The 18537-nt window shown below is 37.3% G+C and carries 22 protein-coding genes and 1 pseudogene; 15 read left to right on the top strand and 8 right to left on the bottom strand.

Annotation, left to right across the window (positions count from 1 at the left end):
- Positions 1-230: 230 nt before the first annotated feature.
- Together CEQ83_RS15255 and aspA are read left to right on the top strand one after the other, a co-directional pair.
- Positions 231-1214 (top strand): asparaginase, encoded by a 984-nt coding sequence (locus CEQ83_RS15255; protein WP_028414386.1) that lies wholly within the window; start codon positions 231-233, stop codon positions 1212-1214.
- A gap of 20 nt (positions 1215-1234) precedes the next feature.
- Positions 1235-2665: an aspartate ammonia-lyase gene (gene aspA / locus CEQ83_RS15250; protein WP_014459383.1), complete on the top strand. Its 1431-nt coding sequence runs from the start codon at positions 1235-1237 to the stop codon at positions 2663-2665.
- Between the two features lie 33 nt (positions 2666-2698).
- Here aspA and CEQ83_RS15245 read toward each other — a convergent pair whose 3' ends face one another.
- Positions 2699-3142, bottom strand: a complete 444-nt coding sequence (locus CEQ83_RS15245) for an HIT family protein (protein WP_154973719.1) — start codon at positions 3140-3142, stop codon at positions 2699-2701.
- 255 nt (positions 3143-3397) lie between these two features.
- Between CEQ83_RS15245 and CEQ83_RS15240 the strand changes: the two genes are divergently transcribed.
- The 4 genes and pseudogenes from CEQ83_RS15240 to CEQ83_RS15230 all read left to right on the top strand — a co-directional run bounded on the left by CEQ83_RS15240 (position 3398) and on the right by CEQ83_RS15230 (position 5584).
- The gene (locus CEQ83_RS15240; protein WP_154973717.1) at positions 3398-3820 is read left to right on the top strand and encodes a MerR family transcriptional regulator; all 423 of its coding nucleotides are present in this window, start codon (positions 3398-3400) and stop codon (positions 3818-3820) included.
- Positions 3821-4247: 427 nt separating this feature from the next.
- Positions 4248-4829 (top strand): annotated as a pseudogene (gene clpP / locus CEQ83_RS15235) (ATP-dependent Clp endopeptidase proteolytic subunit ClpP).
- 12 nt (positions 4830-4841) lie between these two features.
- On the top strand, positions 4842-5006 hold the full coding sequence (locus CEQ83_RS27105; protein WP_165573521.1) for a hypothetical protein: 165 nt from the start codon (positions 4842-4844) through the stop codon (positions 5004-5006).
- 161 nt (positions 5007-5167) lie between these two features.
- The gene (locus CEQ83_RS15230; protein WP_028414382.1) at positions 5168-5584 is read left to right on the top strand and encodes a YhfM domain-containing protein; all 417 of its coding nucleotides are present in this window, start codon (positions 5168-5170) and stop codon (positions 5582-5584) included.
- Between the two features lie 275 nt (positions 5585-5859).
- On the opposite strand, the gene CEQ83_RS15225 is transcribed toward CEQ83_RS15230, so the two are convergent.
- On the bottom strand, positions 5860-6129 hold the full coding sequence (locus CEQ83_RS15225) for a GlsB/YeaQ/YmgE family stress response membrane protein (RefSeq protein ID WP_013083843.1): 270 nt from the start codon (positions 6127-6129) through the stop codon (positions 5860-5862).
- Positions 6130-6479: 350 nt separating this feature from the next.
- Here CEQ83_RS15225 and CEQ83_RS15220 point away from each other — a divergent pair, with 350 nt between their 5' ends.
- Entirely contained in the window at positions 6480-7295 is an 816-nt protein-coding gene (locus tag CEQ83_RS15220; protein WP_028414381.1) for an STAS domain-containing protein, read from the top strand.
- Positions 7296-7338: 43 nt separating this feature from the next.
- Here the strand turns inward: CEQ83_RS15220 and CEQ83_RS15215 are convergent, their stop codons facing one another.
- Entirely contained in the window at positions 7339-7524 is a 186-nt protein-coding gene (locus tag CEQ83_RS15215; RefSeq protein WP_028414380.1) for an aspartyl-phosphate phosphatase Spo0E family protein, read from the bottom strand.
- A 157-nt stretch (positions 7525-7681) separates the two neighbouring features.
- Positions 7682-7945 (bottom strand): GlsB/YeaQ/YmgE family stress response membrane protein, encoded by a 264-nt coding sequence (locus CEQ83_RS15210; RefSeq protein WP_013083841.1) that lies wholly within the window; start codon positions 7943-7945, stop codon positions 7682-7684.
- Positions 7946-8142: 197 nt separating this feature from the next.
- Here CEQ83_RS15210 and CEQ83_RS15205 point away from each other — a divergent pair, with 197 nt between their 5' ends.
- The 3 genes from CEQ83_RS15205 to CEQ83_RS15195 all read left to right on the top strand — a co-directional run bounded on the left by CEQ83_RS15205 (position 8143) and on the right by CEQ83_RS15195 (position 10141).
- Positions 8143-8907, top strand: a complete 765-nt coding sequence (locus CEQ83_RS15205; protein ID WP_155010025.1) for a GNAT family N-acetyltransferase — start codon at positions 8143-8145, stop codon at positions 8905-8907.
- Between the two features lie 142 nt (positions 8908-9049).
- Positions 9050-9526 (top strand): hypothetical protein, encoded by a 477-nt coding sequence (locus tag CEQ83_RS15200; protein WP_014459392.1) that lies wholly within the window; start codon positions 9050-9052, stop codon positions 9524-9526.
- Between the two features lie 138 nt (positions 9527-9664).
- Positions 9665-10141, top strand: a complete 477-nt coding sequence (locus CEQ83_RS15195) for a hypothetical protein (RefSeq protein WP_154973714.1) — start codon at positions 9665-9667, stop codon at positions 10139-10141.
- 36 nt (positions 10142-10177) lie between these two features.
- On the opposite strand, the gene CEQ83_RS15190 is transcribed toward CEQ83_RS15195, so the two are convergent.
- Together CEQ83_RS15190 and CEQ83_RS15185 are read right to left on the bottom strand one after the other, a co-directional pair.
- Positions 10178-11011, bottom strand: a complete 834-nt coding sequence (locus tag CEQ83_RS15190; RefSeq protein WP_154973712.1) for an STAS domain-containing protein — start codon at positions 11009-11011, stop codon at positions 10178-10180.
- A gap of 238 nt (positions 11012-11249) precedes the next feature.
- Positions 11250-12032: a YtvA family blue-light photoreceptor gene (locus CEQ83_RS15185; protein WP_154973710.1), complete on the bottom strand. Its 783-nt coding sequence runs from the start codon at positions 12030-12032 to the stop codon at positions 11250-11252.
- Between the two features lie 153 nt (positions 12033-12185).
- On the opposite strand from CEQ83_RS15185, the gene CEQ83_RS15180 reads away from it, so the two are divergent.
- The 3 genes from CEQ83_RS15180 to CEQ83_RS15170 all read left to right on the top strand — a co-directional run bounded on the left by CEQ83_RS15180 (position 12186) and on the right by CEQ83_RS15170 (position 14278).
- Positions 12186-12449 carry a hypothetical protein gene (locus CEQ83_RS15180; protein WP_081732902.1) on the top strand — a complete coding sequence of 88 codons (264 nt, stop codon included), beginning with the start codon at positions 12186-12188 and terminating at the stop codon, positions 12447-12449.
- Positions 12450-12801: 352 nt separating this feature from the next.
- On the top strand, positions 12802-13467 hold the full coding sequence (locus tag CEQ83_RS15175; RefSeq protein ID WP_028414375.1) for a cobalamin B12-binding domain-containing protein: 666 nt from the start codon (positions 12802-12804) through the stop codon (positions 13465-13467).
- Positions 13454-14278, top strand: coding sequence for an STAS domain-containing protein (locus CEQ83_RS15170; RefSeq protein WP_014459398.1), 825 nt, complete (start codon positions 13454-13456; stop codon positions 14276-14278). Before CEQ83_RS15175 ends, CEQ83_RS15170 begins: the two co-directional genes overlap by 14 nt.
- Before the next feature lie 231 nt (positions 14279-14509).
- Here the strand turns inward: CEQ83_RS15170 and CEQ83_RS15165 are convergent, their stop codons facing one another.
- Positions 14510-15424 (bottom strand): LysR family transcriptional regulator, encoded by a 915-nt coding sequence (locus CEQ83_RS15165; protein ID WP_155017377.1) that lies wholly within the window; start codon positions 15422-15424, stop codon positions 14510-14512.
- Between the two features lie 408 nt (positions 15425-15832).
- Here CEQ83_RS15165 and CEQ83_RS15160 point away from each other — a divergent pair, with 408 nt between their 5' ends.
- Positions 15833-16936 (top strand): citrate synthase/methylcitrate synthase, encoded by a 1104-nt coding sequence (locus CEQ83_RS15160; RefSeq protein WP_028414374.1) that lies wholly within the window; start codon positions 15833-15835, stop codon positions 16934-16936.
- A 55-nt stretch (positions 16937-16991) separates the two neighbouring features.
- Here CEQ83_RS15160 and CEQ83_RS15155 read toward each other — a convergent pair whose 3' ends face one another.
- Positions 16992-17456 carry a DUF4306 domain-containing protein gene (locus CEQ83_RS15155; protein WP_223260182.1) on the bottom strand — a complete coding sequence of 155 codons (465 nt, stop codon included), beginning with the start codon at positions 17454-17456 and terminating at the stop codon, positions 16992-16994.
- A gap of 188 nt (positions 17457-17644) precedes the next feature.
- Here CEQ83_RS15155 and CEQ83_RS15150 point away from each other — a divergent pair, with 188 nt between their 5' ends.
- Entirely contained in the window at positions 17645-18529 is an 885-nt protein-coding gene (locus CEQ83_RS15150; protein ID WP_028414373.1) for a diacylglycerol/lipid kinase family protein, read from the top strand.
- Positions 18530-18537 lie beyond the last annotated feature (8 nt).

Raw genomic sequence — 18537 nt, 5'->3', positions numbered from 1 at the left:
CGAGGCATTCAGCTCGCGCGCAGATCTTTGGAATCAAACCGTGAGCTAATTTACATTTTTATTCATTATATCATTGCCGTAGAGAAAAGTGTACGCGAAACGAATAATTTTTCTCTTGATTTATTGAATTTGGGTTACTATAATTACAGGTGAAGTACGCGAAATGAATATAATTTATTTGATAGATTGTCAGGTTTTTTTACAGAAATTAAGCAAAGGGGATGTCGGTTTTGAAAAAACTATTATTGTTATCAACTGGCGGAACGGTCGCTTCACTTGAAGGTGAAAATGGACTTGTTCCTGGAATGGAGCCAGATCAATTACTAAGCTACATACCTGATTTAAATGAACATTGTCAAATTGACAGCAAATCTCTTATGAATCTTGATAGTACAAATATGCAGCCTGAATGTTGGATAGAGATGGCAAAAGCGATTGAAGAGCATTATAATGAATACGATGGTTTTGTTATTACCCATGGAACAGATACAATGGCCTACACATCGGCAGCTCTTTCTTACATGCTTCAGCATTCTAAAAAACCAATTGCGATTACAGGATCTCAAATTCCTATTTCATTTAGTAAAACGGACGCGAAGCGCAATATTGCAGATGCGATTCGCTTTGCATGTGAGGAAACAGGCGGAGTCTATGTAGTCTTTGACGGTCGTGTGATTCAAGGCACAAGAGCAATTAAGCTTCGTACAAAAAGTTATGATGCATTTGAAAGCATTAACTATCCATACGTGGCGTCTATCCATGATAATACGGTGGAATATACAAAATCGGTTGGCTCTAGTAAAGAAGAGTTGACGGTTAATACATCTCTTTGTACGGATGTGGCAGTTGTCAAACTGTTTCCCGGAATTAAGCCTGAATTTTTCGATGGATTAAAAGATGTATATCAAGGCGTTGTTGTTGAAAGCTATGGAAGTGGAGGAATTCCATTTCAAGTTCGCAATATTTTAGCCAAGCTTGTTGAATTGACAAATCACGGTGTATCCGTTGTCATTACTACTCAGTGCCTTGAAGAAGGAGAAGACATGGGCATTTATGAAGTAGGCCGAATGATTAATCATGACAGCGTCGTTCGCTCAAAAAACATGAACACAGAAGCCATTGTTCCTAAATTAATGTGGGTGCTCGGACAAACCAAAGACCCTCACCAAGTGAAAAAGATGATGGAAACGTCGATTGCAGAAGATATTAATTAAAAAAGAAAGCAGGTACAGCTATGAAACAAGAAACAGCAGGATATCGTACAGAAGCTGATTTTCTAGGAGAAAAACAAATTCCAGCAGACGTATACTACGGTGTACAAACCGCACGTGCCGTAGAAAATTTCCCGATTACGGGTTATAAAGTACATGAAGAAATGATTAAAGCGCTTGCTATCGTAAAAAAAGCGGCAGCGCTTGCAAATATGGATACAAAGCGCTTATATGAAGGTATTGGAAATGCGATTGTGCAAGCAGCTGATGAAATCTTAGCAGGTCAGTGGCATGAATACTTTATTGTGGATCCTATTCAAGGCGGAGCAGGAACGTCAATGAATATGAATGCTAATGAAGTGATTGCAAACCGTGCCCTTGAAATTATGGGAGACAATAAAGGCGAATACGGTAAATTAAGTCCTAACAGCCATGTGAATATGTCTCAATCAACAAATGATGTATTTCCAACGGCTATCCATATTTCAACGCTGAACTTATTAAATAAACTTCTTGTTACAATGAATGATATGCATGATGTATTTAAACGAAAAGCGCAAGAATTTGATCATGTAATTAAAATGGGCCGTACGCATCTTCAAGATGCTGTACCCGTTCGTCTTGGTCAAGAGTTTGAAGCATACAGCCGCGTGTTAGCGCGCGACATTAAGCGTATTAGCGCGACGCGTGACCACTTGCATGAAGTAAATATGGGAGCGACAGCTGTTGGAACAGGCTTAAATGCAGATCCTCGCTATATTGAAAATGTAGTCAAACACTTAGCCGATATCAGCGGTCTGCCGCTTGTACATGCAGAGCATTTAGTGGACGCTACTCAAAATACAGATGCTTATACAGAAGTATCTGCAGCGCTTAAAATCTGTATGACGAATATGTCTAAAATTGCAAATGACCTGCGTTTAATGGCATCAGGTCCTCGTGCAGGTCTAGGAGAAATCAGCCTTCCTGCTCGTCAGCCTGGTTCTTCAATCATGCCAGGAAAAGTAAACCCGGTTATGGCTGAATTAATCAATCAAATTGCGTTTCAAGTAATGGGAAATGACCAAACGATCTCTCTTGCTTCAGAAGCAGGTCAGATGGAGCTTAACGTCATGGAACCTGTGCTTGTATTTAATTTACTTCAATCAATCAGCATCATGAACAACGGTTTCAGAAGCTTTACAGATCACTGTCTAGCAGGAATTGAAGCAAACGAAACGCGGATGAAAGAATATGTAGAAAAAAGCGTAGGGATTATTACAGCTGTTAACCCTCACTTAGGCTATGAAGTCGTATCGCGTATTGCGCGTGAAGCGATTTTAACAGGAAAACCAATTCGTGAGCTTTGCCTTCAATACGATGTGTTAACAGAAGAGGAATTAGATCTCATTTTAAATCCATTTGAAATGACGAACCCTGGTATTGCAGGAAGTTCATTATTTGATCGTCAATAAAGAGAACGGCTTCCATAAGGAGGCCGTTTTTTTTTATAAAGACATTTGCTGAATGACGCGGCGCATTTTCTGAGCTGTTGTAGCCAAGACGTCATCATTTTCAGCATATTCGGGAATTTGCGTATAAAAATCTCCGAAACACTCCTCTTTATATCTCGGAACGATGTGCATGTGAAAATGAGTTAACTCGTTAAACATACCCCCGTTTTGAGAGAGAGTAACTCCGTCTGGAATAAAAAGCGTCTTAACTGCTTTTGTCATTAGCTTCGCTGCATTCATCACGGCCAATATGTGTTCAGTATCGAATTCGTCGATTTCCACTATATGTGCTTTAGGAAGAATTAAGAGGTGTCCTTCGTTAAACGGCTTGTGGTCTAGCAGGCATGTCACAAACGAATCTTCAAATATCATATGCGATTTTTCTTGGTTATTTGCTAATCGACACCCTAAGCAATCTATACTTGGATTCCCCATCATATGTTCTCTCCTTTTTTAAGATAACTAAAGTGTAGCATGAGAGGTGTCAGGAGGAATAGATTGAAATATACACAGTTGTTTTTTCGCTTAGTAAAGAGAGCACTGGTATATGACCTGGGCTCTTTGGTTCGTTCTTTTTACTTATAGGCTTTGCTGCTTTATCTAAAATTTACCATGGTTTTAATTGTAAAATAAATATCTTTACAGTATAATGACAGTGTAACAGTTAACTGTAACTGAAAAGGGCGGGATTGTTTGAAAACATATACAGGCAAGCAAATTACGGAATTATTAAACAATGAAGGTACGGACTTGAACCTGCGTACGGTGCGGTATTACACGCAAATAGAAATTGTTCCTCCGCTGGAGCTAGTGGGAAATAAGCGCGTCTATACAGATCAGCATGTTCATTACTTTCGAGCCGCTTTAACATTATCAAAAGCAGGGGAGTCACTAGCTTCCATTCAAGAAACGCTGCGTTCAATGAGTGTGGAAGAAGTGAAAAGTATAGGTGCGCAGCTCCCTCTTTACCAAAGCAAACAAATTCAAAATCAAGAAATGCATCAAGTCAATGAAGATGTGTTTGTCGCTATGAATCGGAAGTTATCAGCAGACGTACGGCAAAAAGTAATTGAGTCTGTTACTCAGATTTTAAAGGAGCATTCATCGCATGATTAAATTAGCGGTGGCAAAATCAGTAATGGAAAAAGAAGAAGGAATGAACCACCTATGTATTACATTTGAACGATCGCAAATAAAAGTTAAAAACATCACGATTGATATTCAGCTGCCCCAAGGTTTGTTCAAAACAAGAAACTTAAATGGGTACTGTGAAAACCCACAAGGACAAATCGAAGTAAAACATATTGACGATGAACCTTTATTAATAGAGCTCTACACGGAAGAGACCGTTTTATATCCACAGGCAGAGATTGCAGTTGCGGTGACTTACCGCGATGAACACTTGCATATACAGCAAGAAAGACGTTCTCTAATGATTAAATTTACCGATGAAGATTTGATAGGGGATTCATTTTTAAATCAAGAAGTCAGTGCAAAAGTAAAAAAATTTGCTCGTATTAATTCAGTGGAAAGAGGCGGTCACATGAACTTAACTCCCTATGTAGTAGAACAAACAAGTAAAGGAGAGCGTGCCTATGACATTTATTCAAGGCTGTTGCTCGACCGAGTGATTATGCTCACAGGTGAAGTTACGGATGAGGTGGCTACTAGCATTATCGCTCAGCTTTTATTTTTAGATGCAGAAAACCCAGAAAAAGATATTAGCATTTATATTAATTCACCGGGAGGGTCCATTACAGCGGGCATGGCTATTTTTGATACGATGTAGCTTATACGTGCAGATGTAAGTACATTGTGTATAGGGCTAGCAGCATCTATGGGTTCAGTTTTACTAGCGGGCGGTCAAAAAGGGAAACGTTTTGCTCTTCCTAACAGCGAAGTGATGATTCATCAGCCGCTAGGAGGAGCAAAAGGACAAGCAGCTGAAATTGAAATTCGAGCGAAGCGTATTTTGCGCTTAAAAGACCACCTAAATGAACTTCTGTCTGAACGAACAGGACAATCGCTGTCAACGATTAATAAAGACACTGATCGAGATACATTCTTTACAGCGGATGAAGCAAAAGAATATGGCTTGATTGATCAAATTTTAGTTCATCAATAAGGAGGATACCATGTGGAAAAGTCAAATCGTTACTCAGTAGAATATGAATGGGGAAACGTGATTTATTACCAAGAAGTAGAAGCAATGACGATACACGAAGCAAAAGAATACGTTCAACATACAAAAGTAAACGCCGCTATTCGCGCTGTTCATGTCATAGAAGATGTCGAATCGTAACGAAAAACTGGATCCTTTCGGGGATTCAGTTTTTTTGAGCAAATGAAGCAGGGATTTATAGGAAGAAAAGAGAATGCAAAAAGAGATTTAAAAACGAGCAGCTGGTAGCATCATTCAGCAAGAACATCTCATTTCAATTACAAAAAGAAAGGTAGATGTAAATGAAAAAAGTATGGTCTGGATTAGTAGTTCTCATTGCTATTTGTTGGGTGATAACAGGATGTCAGCAAAGCAGTGCTTCAAGCGGTACTGTTGAACAAAAGCTCGTAATCGAAAAATACATAGCCGATAATCAATATGGCCATGCGGTTAAAATGAAAGACCAAAATCAAGTGCAGAAAGTGCAGCAGTGGTTAAAAGATGTATCCTGGAGAGAAGAAAAAGCTGAAATGATTCGAAAACCTAACTACATTCTTCACTTTGAACCGGTAGAAACCAAAAAGGATATAAAGGTACAATCTTATCGGATGTGGGTCAACTTAGACAACGAAACCGTTGAATTAGCTACAGATACACACTACGCACAGTTAAAGGGCAAACAAGCAAGGTCATTTATTGAACTAGTAGAACCGAAATAGAAAGCAGCTATAAAACAATGTCCAATGAAAGCTGAAATTTGTTCATATTGAAGCTATCTTCACCGATATGCTTGAGGATCTCGAAGGGACAGAGCTACTCATTACTAACGCGCTTGATATGAGGATGTAGAAATATTAAATGTCAGAGGTGACAAGCAGCAATTATTAAATGTAGCCATAAAGAATTACACTTACAGGTAGGTCCATTATTAAAACATTTTGCTATAAGAAGTAAGGGAAAAAGAGAAATCAAGACGCTGATTTCTCTTTTTTATTTAGGCGTGTCGATGATTATTATTTCCGCGCATTTTGCGTAAAACAAAACTCACAATTAAAACTAAAATAACAGCACCAATAATTGCAGGAACAATTGCGAATCCGCCGATCTCTGGACCGAAATCTCCAAAAATTAGAGAGCCTAACCATGCTCCAATGAAACCAGCGATGATGTTTCCGATAATTCCACCTGGAACATCTCGTCCTGTTAACACACCAGCAAGCCAGCCGATAAGTCCTCCAACAATAAGCGTCCAAATAAATGACATATACCTAACCTCCTTTTTATAGGGAATTCCTTTTCAGTCTTTCCTAAAACACATTTTGTCATGCGACATGCTTGCTGCAAACCCTTTTGCATTTTTTCATCTATTTATCATATATGCTAAAATAGTCTAACTTCAAATTGAAATGTTATGTATGAGAATTCACTGTGAAAGTAACGATAAAACGAAAGAGAGAAGTTCAGCTTATGTACGTTTTAGACTCAATTTAGCTCATTCTATTCGCAAAAAAGGACATCCGGTTTATTTTTAAAAGCTTTTTCCCTTAGTTTTACTTTTTTCAACAGTATTTGTGATATCATTTTAAGTAAACAAATTCTTAACGGGAGAACAATATGGAGTCATTATTATTAGATAAAAAGCTTAAACACATTACGAATTTAATTCTAGAAAAAAAAGAAGAGTTCTCAAAACAAAAACAAGATGAAGACAAAGATATTCAACAACAGTTAGAACCGTGGCGCGTTCATTTAATTAAAATATACGCTGATTCTGTATCAACAAATGATACGAAAAACTTTGAAGTGCTTGAGGAATGGGGAAGAGAAGTAGCGAATTTACTCGTTACTCTTCAGCTTCCGTTAGATGTAGCATTAGAAGAAATCAGCTATTACCGAAATATTATCGGGGAAATTATTAAAGAAGAAGCAAAAGCTGAAACGTTTACGTTTGATGCCTTCTATCAAGTTATTTCTCGTTTCAACTTAGTAGTGGACAAGGCTGTGCACTGGGTTAGTAAATCGTATATGACCGACTTTGCAAACAAAATTCAATCGGCTCGCTATGCAATTGATGAACTTTCAATTCCTGTGGTACGCATTACGAAAGAAATTGGCGTGATTCCTCTTGTTGGCGATTTAGATACAAATCGTGCTCAAATTTTAATGGAAAATGCCCTTCAGCACGGCAGCGAGTACAAGCTAAATTGGCTGATTATTGATTTATACGCAGTTCCAATTATTGATACGATGGTAGCGGACCAAATTTTCAAAGTAATCGGTGCTTTAAAATTATTAGGAATTCAAGTAGTTTTAAGCGGTATCCGTGCTGAAATTGCTCAGACGATGGTGAACTTAGGGTTAGATTTGGCTGATATTACAACTTTCAGTAGCCTTCACCAAGCAGTGGAATATGTTAATCAAGCGGACTAATATAAAACAAAAGCCCATGAGTATGTAACCATATCATGGGCTTCTATTGATAGAAGAAAATTTGAAGTTTATTTAATAAAGCATCTAATGATTGACTAACTTGAAGTGTGTTAGGACTTGTCATTCCTTCACGGACAGCCGTTTGAATCATCAACGTTCGTGTCTGTTCGATCTCTTCTATTAGTATTTGGTACATAGATTTGTCTTTTTGATGGGTTGAAAGCAGCATGTTAATTCCTCTTTTTTATAGTGATTATGGTTAAATTAACATTAATAGGTTTATTTTTCAATATTATGAAATTAAAAATAGTAAATTTTAAGAATTTTTCATATTAGAAAAAGAACCTCTTTTTCAGCAGAGGTTCTTTTTCTAATATAATAATTTATTATGCATGTTTATGACTACCACGCATTTTTCTCATAATGAAACTTACGATTAATACTAAAATGATTGATCCGATAATGGCAGGAATAATAGCAAATCCACCTACAACTGGTCCGAAGCTTCCAAAGATAGCTGAACCTAACCAAGAACCTATAAAACCAGCAATAATGTTACCAATAATACCTCCTGGAACGTCTCTTCCCGTAATTAATCCGGCAAGCCACCCAATAATACCACCTACAATAAGTGCCCATAAAAATGACATAAATATCATCCTCCTTTTTAATGATGTATTGCTTATATAGGTTAGTACCCCACTTAAAATAAAACTATTCATAGAATAACAAAAAAAATAAAAAAACTTGGAAAAGGACTTAAGAACTGGGATAGAGTCATAGAAAATAGACTAACTAGTATATAATAGAAAAAGGAACATAATTTAGAAGAGAAAGGAGACATGAAGTGAAAATAAAAAATCAAAGCGATATAGTAGAACAACACTTGATTCAGCACTGGATGTATTTTCAGCATACGAAGAAATCTGTGAAGGTGGATACACCAGAAATGAAATGGATTTCTGCATCTCCTTATAATCGCGGTATATATGCAGGAACCCGTCATATTGAGCCTGCGTTAGAGATATGTTCTTCGGAAGGGGAAGAACCTCTATGGATTGTTGGTCCATCTTCATATGATAACCTTGGGCCAGTTCTTCATAAAAATGGATTTGTTCCTTATGAAAAATGGATCGGAATGATTCAGCACATTCAAGAAAAAGAATACGTACACACAGGAGTAGAAGAGTTTCAATGTAAGCGAGTGCACACAGAAGCTGAATTGAAAGAATGGATTACGGTATACATAGATGGCTATCAAAAACCAAAAGAATATCAAGCTGACTTTCTTGAAAGGTTTAGGGAGCTTATGCAGAACACTGACCAATATCACTTATATTTGGGTCTTTATCATAACCGGCCAGCTGTAGCTGGGTCTCTCTTTTTTTATGACGGTACAGCGGGTTTGTACTGTATCACTACAGCTAGACATATGAGGAGAAAAGGCCTGGCTACCGCCTATTTGAAGGAAGTTCTTACTGAAGCAAAAAAACAGGCAGATACGTGTATTTTGCATGCTACAAGTTCAGGAAAGCCAGCCTATGAAAAACTTGGTTTTACAGCGGTTAACGAATTTGATGTATACAGATGGAGAAATAGAGATAGAAAATAATGTGCTGAAGCTTGTGAAACAAGAGACAAAATTCGACAAAATTTTAAAAAAGTGTAGCTTCCACTTCGTTTTTGGTGTATCCTAGGAAAAAGCAGCAGTATGAGCTAGTGTTGTACATAGAACACAGATAAAAGGAGTCATTATGAAACATTTTTTTAAAACGAGCACGTTTTGGATAGGTTTAGTTGTCGGAATCGCGCTCACATTTGGGGGATATTTTACTGTTACTAGTATTTATGATTATTATTTAGGACGAGAACAGCTGAAAGTATTGACTGCCTCTCAGAAAAACCTTCAAACTGCTTTTAAAGAGTATAATCAGCTTATGGCCGAAAAAAAAACTAAAAAGCAATTTATCAATGAACTCGATGATATTTCAAATACGATAAACTATGAATATAATGAATTAGCTTCCCTTGATCCTACGATGAAAACGATGTATAAGCATACGGGCGTCATCGATGATATGGAACTGATGATTGATAATATTGATAGCATTTATGAATTAACGATGAATGATCATAAAGACGCAACAAAACCGCTTCAAACCTACGTATCTGATTTAATGGAATATGTAGAAAAAGATATGAAAAAAGAAATAAGCATGCTAAGTAAATAGAAAAAAACAGCTGTCTAAACAAATAGGCAGCTGTTTTTTTGTTGATTATAAAAGGAATCTTTTGCTTGCAGGCGAAAAATTATACTATGCACCCACTCACTTACGTGCACCACGTTCACAAAAAAGGGAGGACATAGTATGAAAAAAGTGGTGATTATCCTATTTAGTTTATTTTCATTAGCCGCATGTCAGGTTCCTACAGCTGAAACGCTTGAAGATCCTTATCCACCCGCTATAAAAATAATAGCCGAAGGCAAAGAATCCATCATCAAGCCTTTATTTTTTTGCTGGACCGAATGTGAAGCTGATTTTGGCGAACGAAAAAATTTTAGACAAATTGTTATGAAAGATAGTATTCCCGTCTCTCAAGATGGCCAAGTGTCCATTGAAATAGATGGTAAAAAACCTAATGCGCTTTATTACAAACAAATTCGCAATCAGTCTATTTATGAAAACACAGTAGAAAAAAAGGACATAAAAAAAACAGCTGCTATTACAGTAGATTCTACCTCTCGCAGTGATCGGTATATACTCGTAGCGGACTGGAAAGATAACAACGGTGAAAAGTTAATCGGGCGCGTCTACTATACTCCAGTAAAATTTGAAACGCCATAGATAGGGCTCTCTATGCTGTAATAGAGAGCCATATGTTTAACTAATAGAATTAAGCGCCTGTGCAAGAGAAGAAGTAGTCTTGACCTGTTCAAATGAAAGCCCTAAGCGAATTGCAGTTTGAGAAATTTCCGGTCGAATTCCAGATAAAATGGTTTCCACCCCAATTAAACGAAGAGCTTTTACCAAATTAAAAATCTCTTGTGCCATCATCGTGTCAATCGTAGCTACACCGAGCAGGTCAATACATAAATGTTCAACGCCTTTTTCCGAGCATTGCTGAAGCGTGTTTTCTAAAATAAACTGACTTTTGACCGTTCCAATATCCCCCACAAGAGGCAGAAGGGCAACTTTGTTTTGAAGCATGATAACAGGAGAACTTAATTCATTAATTAACTCTTTCTGAGCGTTCAGCTGTTCTTGCGTATTCTTATGATATTCTTGAATAAAGATATAAATAGATAGATCAAAGGCTTTAACAATAATGTCATACCACATAAATATCTTATCCACGCTTACCTCTTCTGGGTGCAAAGAGATAAACTTCTTTAAGTAATTAACGACAATTTTTTGTGAATTAAAATATTCTCGAACGATAAAGTGAAGAGGCGTACTTAAATGCTTTGGATCACGTGCAAGTTCGACCGACCACTGCTGGAAATCGGAAAAAAAGTATTCCTCATCTTTTATAAATACGTCAAATAAATGCTGAAAATAATCTTGATTTTGCTGCTTCAGTTCTTTCACAATTACTGGATTTTTACTCGAATACACGGAGAACTCGTTTTCATCGTCGAGCTGATTGTACCAGTCTTCAGTTAATTGAAGAGAATGTTCTTTAAAAAAATGATATAGGTCCTGATTTCTATGCATGAAGACTCTCCTTACATATGTATAGTCTAATTGTTTTATAAATAAAGGCATAAAAGCATCCACTGACATAGAGTGCGGATGCTTATAAATAAATCCATTATGAAGCGCATTTATTTTCCTATACGCCTTGTTTTCCCCAACTGTAAACTCTCAAACCCAATTTATTAAAAAATAAACATTTTTTAACTAACATCTTCATGCATTTTAACTCTTTTTCATAAGGCATCACTTCTTGCGCTTATAGCTTTAGCTTCGGTAAGGCATCTTTAATGCTTTGATAGACTAAAATAAAGGACATATCATCTTCTATAGTGCTCATATGTATGGCCATGTTAGGGGAAATTCCGGTTAAAACGAGCTGAGTTCCCATTAGCTTCAGCCAATTGTAAATATTAAGAATATCACGGCCGAATGAATCGTTAAATCCAGCTAACCCTGAGACGTCTACGATTAAGTAACGATCTTTGCTGCTTGTGTTACGCGAGGTGAAGCTATTAAATAGCATTTCTATACGCCGCTCGTTTAAAGTTCCGATTAATGGAAGAACAGAGATTCCTTCTTCTATTGGCACGATAGGAGTGGATAGCCTTTCCACTTCTTCTAAAGCTTGCTGAAGCTGTTCCTGGGCTGTAATCTCTATTGTTACGTCTTTTTGAACACCAATAAAGTAGTATTTATCTTCTTCCTCTACATATGTCGGGTCAATCGTTAGCTGATTATGAAAGAAAGAGCCGTCTTTTCGATAATTCACAAGCGTAACAGAAACTGACTGATTGCGGCTGATAGCGCTGCGAATTTCATCAACGTGGTGCGGGCTTGTAAGAGGCCCTTGTAGAAAACGGCAATTTTCCCCTAATACTTCTTCTTCCTTATAGCCGGTCATAAGGGAAAACCCTTGGTTGAGGTAAATAATTGGATTATCAGGTAAAGAAGGATCCGTCACGATAATACCAGATTGCGAACTATGAAGGGCTTTATTTAAAATGGACCATTTTGAATCTTGAGCTTCAGGTGGAGTCAATGCATTCCCTCATTCCTTGGAATTTTTATAAAAATATTGTGACATAAATACGTTTAAAAAACAATTTTCGACGCGTTTGCTTCTAGAGAAAGAATGAAGATAAGGAAAAATATGTTATAATAGTTTTGGGGGGCAAAGGGAGTGTGAACAAATGTGATAACTATCAATTTATTTAACGTTAGTTTCTTTGTGATGGCGCTAGTAGGCTTTATTCTCATTTTTTGTTTGCGTATAAAGTTTAAGCGGCCACTGTCATTCTTTAAATGGTCTTTTTTGTTCGGAACGGTGCTGCTGTTGCTAAGTTTATACTTGTTTATGGCGACCAGCCAATATATTCATTTGATATGCAATACAATCGGCTCAGTTATGACAGCGCTCTATCTTATCAGTATTATGGTGGGAACAGAAGAGTCATAAATACATATGTTTGAAAGTCTATTGAAAGTGGAAGATAAGTAGAAATGCTTAAAAGAGAACGAGACGAACTTACATTCTTTGAGCCGAAATGATGACAACTGGAAAAACACCTCGGTAAAAAATGCCGAGGTGTTTTTCGCAAATAAAAGGGAAAGGAGAATATTTAAAGAAATACTAGTCATGTTTTACTGAGTGTAGTAAAATAAAAAGTTATTATTCTATTTTTATATTGTTGCTATTGGCAACATGTGTTAGTCTAAAAGTGGTATACATTTTAGGCGATCTTGAAAAAGAGAGACGAGAAGCTTTTATTCAAGTTTCTTAAAAGCTTTACGTTTACTGAGGTGAAACAATGAAATCTCAAGTACAAAAATTTGTAGGCTATTTATTAGCTGGTGATCAAGACAGCGCTTGGGAAGTTGTGCTGGAAGAAATCCAACAGGGAAAGAACAGCCTAGATATTTATGAAAATTTAATTACAACCGCAATGCGAGTAACTGGAGATATGTGGGAAGAAAATATCATTTCTGTAGCTGATGAGCATGTTGCAACTACGACGTGTGATTATGTGCTAACTCGCTATCGCTTTTATAAAAAAATTCAGGGACACGCTTCAGACACTGCTCCAAGGGCACTGCTTCTATGCTTGGAACAAGAACAGCACTTCATTGGTTTAAAGATGGTGGCTTTATTGTTTGAGGAACATGGTTGGAATACTCGCTTTTTAGGGGCCAATCTACCTCTGGAATACGCTGAGAAAATGGCTATAGAATGGAAGCCGCACATGGTAGGATTATCTGTCAGCATTCCTTATCATATTGAGAGGCTTGCTGAATATACCAAAACTTTGGACAAATTAGAATCAAGACCAACAGTAATGGTAGGAGGGCGTTTAGTTTCTCAAATTGATTTCCGTTCTTACTGTTCTGAGCATACACGCCTAATTCCGGATCTTTACCAACTAAATAACTGGTTAATCAGTTATCACAAAGGAGTGGAAGTTAATGTCGATGCTTGAATATGTTCCAATTCCTTACTTTCTAGTGGATACTGAATTTAATATTTTGGAATGGTCGCAACAATCAGGTCATTTATTTAAGCCTTCAGCTAATTTTTTAGATCTTGTAGACGTATTTAGTCAAGAAAAGGCGAGAAAGTTTTTAAGCTTGCGCCAAAAAGATTCTCGAGAATTGTCTGTAGACGAACCCCATGATGAGCAAACGCTTGTCCAAAGCCGAGGCCAGGCTATTCAGAAAGTAGAGCTTGTGATGCAAACCAATGATTCGCCGTATTCACTGTTTGAATGCTTAATTCAATGGGATAGTGATATAGGTCATTTAGTTTGTATTCGCCAAGATGAACGTATACAAGAGCTAACGAATCTTGTTCAAGACCATCGGAAACGATTAGCAGATACAGATTTTGAACTGCTTGAACAAAAAGAACGTCTCGAAAAATCATTACAAAAAATTAAGCAATTGTCCGCTTCTTTTATTAAATTATCCTCTAAAGTAGGGCTTATACCTCTTTTTGGAGACTTAGACACAGCTCTTGTAGCTGAAAATACGTCCATTTTGCAAAACTTTGCACATGAAGGAAATTACACCACGCTTCTATTTGACTTTGGCGGCCTAGATATATTAACAACCGAAGGAATTCAAGCTTTTGCAGGCTTTATGCAGTCCTTCTATCTTATGGGGATCACATGCTATATTATTGGCATGAAACCGCACCATACGGCTGCTTTGAAAAATAGAACCTTTGGTGATCAAATTATTTATATGAATAACCTAAGTGAAATTATTGCTGTGAATAAAAATGTGAGTTAAAAGGGTGGAGGAGAAGAAAGTTATTCTTCTCCTCTTTCTGTATACACTTCTTTTGTTACAATTAAACATTTATTAAATCACATACTTGAAGGGTTTAGTGAGTTTTGAAGAATTGAGTCCGTCATCTTGCATTTAATAATTGATTTATTTCCACATCACATGACAAAAAAATTGAAGAAAATAGCAAAGATGACTAAAAGCCTCTTCCTAATGAAAGAAGAGGCTTTTTTGTTAAGAGTTTGCTGACATCGTATGAGACGGCAAAATGATGTCTTGGTCTACTAGGAAGGATAAAAGTTCCCGTGTAGCATATGACATATAGCGATCTTTTTTCAAAACGATGCCGAGCTCCCACATTGGAGTAGGTGCGGCAATTGGAATACTTTTAATAAAAGGGTTATTGATCTTCGGAAACACGGACTTTGGTAAAATGGCAATACCTAATTCAGAAGCGACTAATTCAATAATTAAATCCCATTGAGAACTTTCGTACGCTATTTTTGGATGAAAACCAGCTTGAATGCACTCATGAATAATGCGATCATGAAGAGAGAAATCTTTGCTGAACAGGACAAACGGCTCTTCTCTCAGCTCGCTCAAAGCAACGATTGATTTGTCTGCCAGCGGATGCTCATGATGAATGTATAAATTAAACTCTTCTTCAATAAACGGATAGACGTGAAAAAGAGGGTTTTGAATAGGCAATACGATAATGCCAAGGTCTACTTGTTCGTTTTCTACAAGTTCGACAATTCGCTTTGCGCCAAGCTCCACAAGCTCTAATTTCACCTGAGGATGTTTTGATGTAAAGTTTTTTGCAATCATTGGGAAAACGACAGTCCCTACTAAAGGAGGAATTCCTACTTTAATATCTCCTGTAGGCAGATTTCGTAAATCATCTAACAGAGCATGCAGCTCGTGAAGAGTGGATACCAGCTTTTGGCTTTGCCCGTACACAATCTGTCCTGCATCGGTTAATGTCAGCTTTCGAGTAGAGCGATCAAAAAGGTCTACGCCGAGTTCTTCTTCTAGTTTTTTTACAATTTTACTTAATGCTGGCTGAGACAAGTGAATTGCAGCTGCTGCTTTCGTGAAACTTTTTTGATTAACTACTTCCATGAAATGTTGCAGTTCTCGAATATCCATAAATTCTCCTCACTAGTATTCTTAGTTTTCATACTATTTATTCTATTTATCTATTTTACTTATGATTCAAATAAATGTAAACTCTTACATAAGGAAGTGAATAGTGATTCATCTAAAAATAGCACATCAAATTCCTCTAAATACGTTAGAAACCCGCATATTTGTAAGCGTTAACAAAAAAGTACCCTCGAAGAAAATCCTAAAAAATATTTTTTTCTCCCGTAAAACAAAGCCGCGAGCGCAGAAATAACACGTGTTGAAATGTTCATTTTGTATACTGTTCTGACAATTAAGAAAGAGGAATAAAATGGTATAGTGCACCACTAAGGTGAGTCTATTCATTCTGCAAACGAGCCGTACATAAAAAAAAGGGCCGGTTTGTTAAAAATAATTGGGGGAGTGGTTGAGATGACATATGTTAAAGGACTAGAAGGAATCGTTGCAGCTGAAACAAAAGTAGGGCATGTTGATGGAGAGAAAGGTCAGCTGATTTATCGCGGATATTGGGCAAAAGATTTGGCCATCAATTATTCTTTTGAAGAAGTTTCTTATTTAATTTGGAACGGTACGCTGCCAAATCATGATGAGTTAAAAGCATTTAAACAAGAGATGGTGACTCATCGTACGCTTCCGGCTAATATTGTTGCGTTAATGGACTGTTTGCCAAAAGATACAGAAGTGATGAGCGCGCTTCGCACATGTATCTCGGCGTTAGGAGACCCTTCATACAGCTGGCCTCCGACAAAAGAGCAGGCGCTTGCGATTACAGCGGTAACACCTACCATTATTGCCTATTGGTATCGTAAAATGAATGATTTAGAAGTAGTAGAGCCTAACGAGCATTTGGATCATGTAGCAAACTATTTATACATGATTAACGGAGAAATTCCAGATCAAAGTTTGGTTACGGCGCTAAACGCCTATTTTGTTTTGACAATTGAGCATGGAATGAATGCCTCAACCTTCTCATCACGCGTTATTTCATCTACCGAATCTGACATGGTTTCAGCTATATGCGGAGCAATTGGCGCGATGAAAGGTCCGCTTCATGGAGGAGCTCCTTCTGGTGTTATTACCATGTTTGATGAAATTGGGAGTGAAGAGAATATTGAGCCTTGGGTTCGTAAAAAATTAGATAATAAAGAGAAAATCATGGGATTTGGTCATCGCGTTTATCGCACACATGACCCAAGAGCAGAAGCATTAAAAGAAGTATCGAAACAAATTTCAGGAGACAATGGGCTATTTGATTTAATTGTTAAAATTGAAGATAAAACCATTGAGTTACTCAATGAATACAAGCCGGGTAGAGGCATTTATACCAATGTAGAATATTTCGCTGCAGCAGTTATGAAAGCGGTTGAGCTTCCGTCTGAACTATTCACCCCAACCTTCACAGCAAGCCGTGTAGTTGGCTGGACAGCTCATGTCGTAGAGCAGTCAGAAAATAATCGTATTTACCGACCGCAGTCTGCGTATATAGGTTATACGCCAGTTGAACAAAATCAATAAATAAACTCGGTTTCACCTAAAAAACGTCGGTAGATCCGACGTTTTTTTCATATGGTTAAATATATTCTTTTTGAGAATAAAATCGCTTTAATAAATAGAATAATCCGACTGCTAAGCATAAACTTGCTGCAGCTAAGCTAGAGGTAATCATGGCGTGTTCACCTTCGGTCGGGGTATGTGAAAGTTTATAGCTGCTGTAGCATAAGAGAGCTGTGATACATAAACAGCAGGAGCTAATCAATCCATACCGCTTTTTGAACCCAATAATAGATAGTAATACAATCAAATAAATCCCGCTCACCATCATCATAATTGGAAACTGAGGGTGGAATTTAATTGTATATAACAAATAATCGATGTGAGAATAGTGATGAACCGCCGAGGACTTTGTTAGCCCTCCGGTCAAACTAGCTGATAAAGGTCCTTCAAGCATCGAAGAGCCGTTGTACCAAGTAGCGACTGAGGAAAGTAAAAAAACAAAACAACTTGCAAATAGCTGCGTCATACATTTTATTGACACGTATAGAAAGCTCCTCTCAATAACCATCTTTTGTTAATACAAGTCCGAAAATTATTATAGCAGGTTTTGAAAGTAAAAAAAGCACTATTGGAATGGTTTCATAAAACGTTCATATTTCAAAAGGTTTGTTTTTTCAAAAGAAAGGGAAAAAAGGTGAAACGGAAGATATGAATAGAGGAGAGAGAAAGATGAAGGCAGCAGTGATTTTGAATCCAAACGCAGGAAACAAAAAATTAGTAAATGAAATTGACTTTATATGTGATCGGTTAAACACAGCATTTGAGGCGGTTACTTTATATAAAACAGAGCAGCCTGGAGATGGTGCCGAGCTGGTAAGAAAATTGGAAGGCGAAGCGGATGTCATTATTGGAGCAGGAGGAGACGGGACGATTTATGAGTTGATCAACGCTCTTGCTCCGCTGAAGCAACGCCCTGTATTTGCTATTTTACCCGGAGGAACGTGCAACGACTTTTCGCGTGCAATCGGAATGAATCAAAATCCTTTAAAAGCAGTGGAGCAAATTATTGAAAAGCAGACGGAAGCAGTGGATGTTGGAAAACATGGCGAAGATTATTTTTTAAACTTTTGGGGAATCGGTCTCGTAGCTGATGTATCTGAAAATATTTTAGAAGAAAATAAAGAGAAATTTGGTAAGCTCTCTTACTACATGAGCGTAGGTAGAACGTTAAATCAAGCAGAGCCTTTTCAATTAAAAATGACGAGCGAAAAAGCTTCCTATGAAGGAGAAGCAGTTATGGTGTTAATTGGGAACGGTCCTTTTTTAGGAGGAACTCGCGCTATGCTAGGAAACAGCTCATTTCAAGACGGATTATTAGATGTATTCGTTATTAAAGAAATGGGAATCGAGCCGGTTATGGCATGGTTACAAACAACTCCTGATGAGGAACAGCTTGACCCTGAAAGCAACCTTATGCATTTTCGGACAAAAGAAGTCCATATTGAAACCACTCCTGAAAAAACGGTAGATTGTGATGGAGAAAAAGAAACGACAACACCTTCAACGATTACGGTTCTCCACAATCACATAAATATGATAGTAGGAAACAAATAAAAAAAACG

Source organism: Priestia megaterium, assembly GCF_009497655.1.
Classification (GTDB): Bacteria; Bacillota; Bacilli; order Bacillales; family Bacillaceae_H; genus Priestia; species Priestia zanthoxyli.
The sequence above is the reverse complement of the archived record's forward strand: the minus strand, read 5'-3'. Positions and strand labels throughout refer to the sequence as shown.

Bases quoted from the DNA above. Each gene is read 5' to 3' on its own strand.
- aspA (WP_014459383.1), top strand. From the start codon at position 1,235: ATGAAACAAGAAACAGCAGGATATCGTACAGAAGCTGATTTTCTAGGA.
- CEQ83_RS15245 (WP_154973719.1), bottom strand. From the start codon at position 3,142: ATGATGGGGAATCCAAGTATAGATTGCTTAGGGTGTCGATTAGCAAAT.
- CEQ83_RS15230 (WP_028414382.1), top strand. From the start codon at position 5,168: ATGAAAAAAGTATGGTCTGGATTAGTAGTTCTCATTGCTATTTGTTGG.
- CEQ83_RS15225 (WP_013083843.1), bottom strand. From the start codon at position 6,129: ATGTCATTTATTTGGACGCTTATTGTTGGAGGACTTATCGGCTGGCTT.
- CEQ83_RS15220 (WP_028414381.1), top strand. From the start codon at position 6,480: ATGGAGTCATTATTATTAGATAAAAAGCTTAAACACATTACGAATTTA.
- CEQ83_RS15215 (WP_028414380.1), bottom strand. From the start codon at position 7,524: ATGCTGCTTTCAACCCATCAAAAAGACAAATCTATGTACCAAATACTA.
- CEQ83_RS15210 (WP_013083841.1), bottom strand. From the start codon at position 7,945: ATGTCATTTTTATGGGCACTTATTGTAGGTGGTATTATTGGGTGGCTT.
- CEQ83_RS15200 (WP_014459392.1), top strand. From the start codon at position 9,050: ATGAAACATTTTTTTAAAACGAGCACGTTTTGGATAGGTTTAGTTGTC.
- CEQ83_RS15195 (WP_154973714.1), top strand. From the start codon at position 9,665: ATGAAAAAAGTGGTGATTATCCTATTTAGTTTATTTTCATTAGCCGCA.
- CEQ83_RS15190 (WP_154973712.1), bottom strand. From the start codon at position 11,011: ATGCATAGAAATCAGGACCTATATCATTTTTTTAAAGAACATTCTCTT.
- CEQ83_RS15175 (WP_028414375.1), top strand. From the start codon at position 12,802: ATGAAATCTCAAGTACAAAAATTTGTAGGCTATTTATTAGCTGGTGAT.
- CEQ83_RS15170 (WP_014459398.1), top strand. From the start codon at position 13,454: ATGTCGATGCTTGAATATGTTCCAATTCCTTACTTTCTAGTGGATACT.
- CEQ83_RS15165 (WP_155017377.1), bottom strand. From the start codon at position 15,424: ATGGATATTCGAGAACTGCAACATTTCATGGAAGTAGTTAATCAAAAA.
- CEQ83_RS15160 (WP_028414374.1), top strand. From the start codon at position 15,833: ATGACATATGTTAAAGGACTAGAAGGAATCGTTGCAGCTGAAACAAAA.
- CEQ83_RS15150 (WP_028414373.1), top strand. From the start codon at position 17,645: ATGAAGGCAGCAGTGATTTTGAATCCAAACGCAGGAAACAAAAAATTA.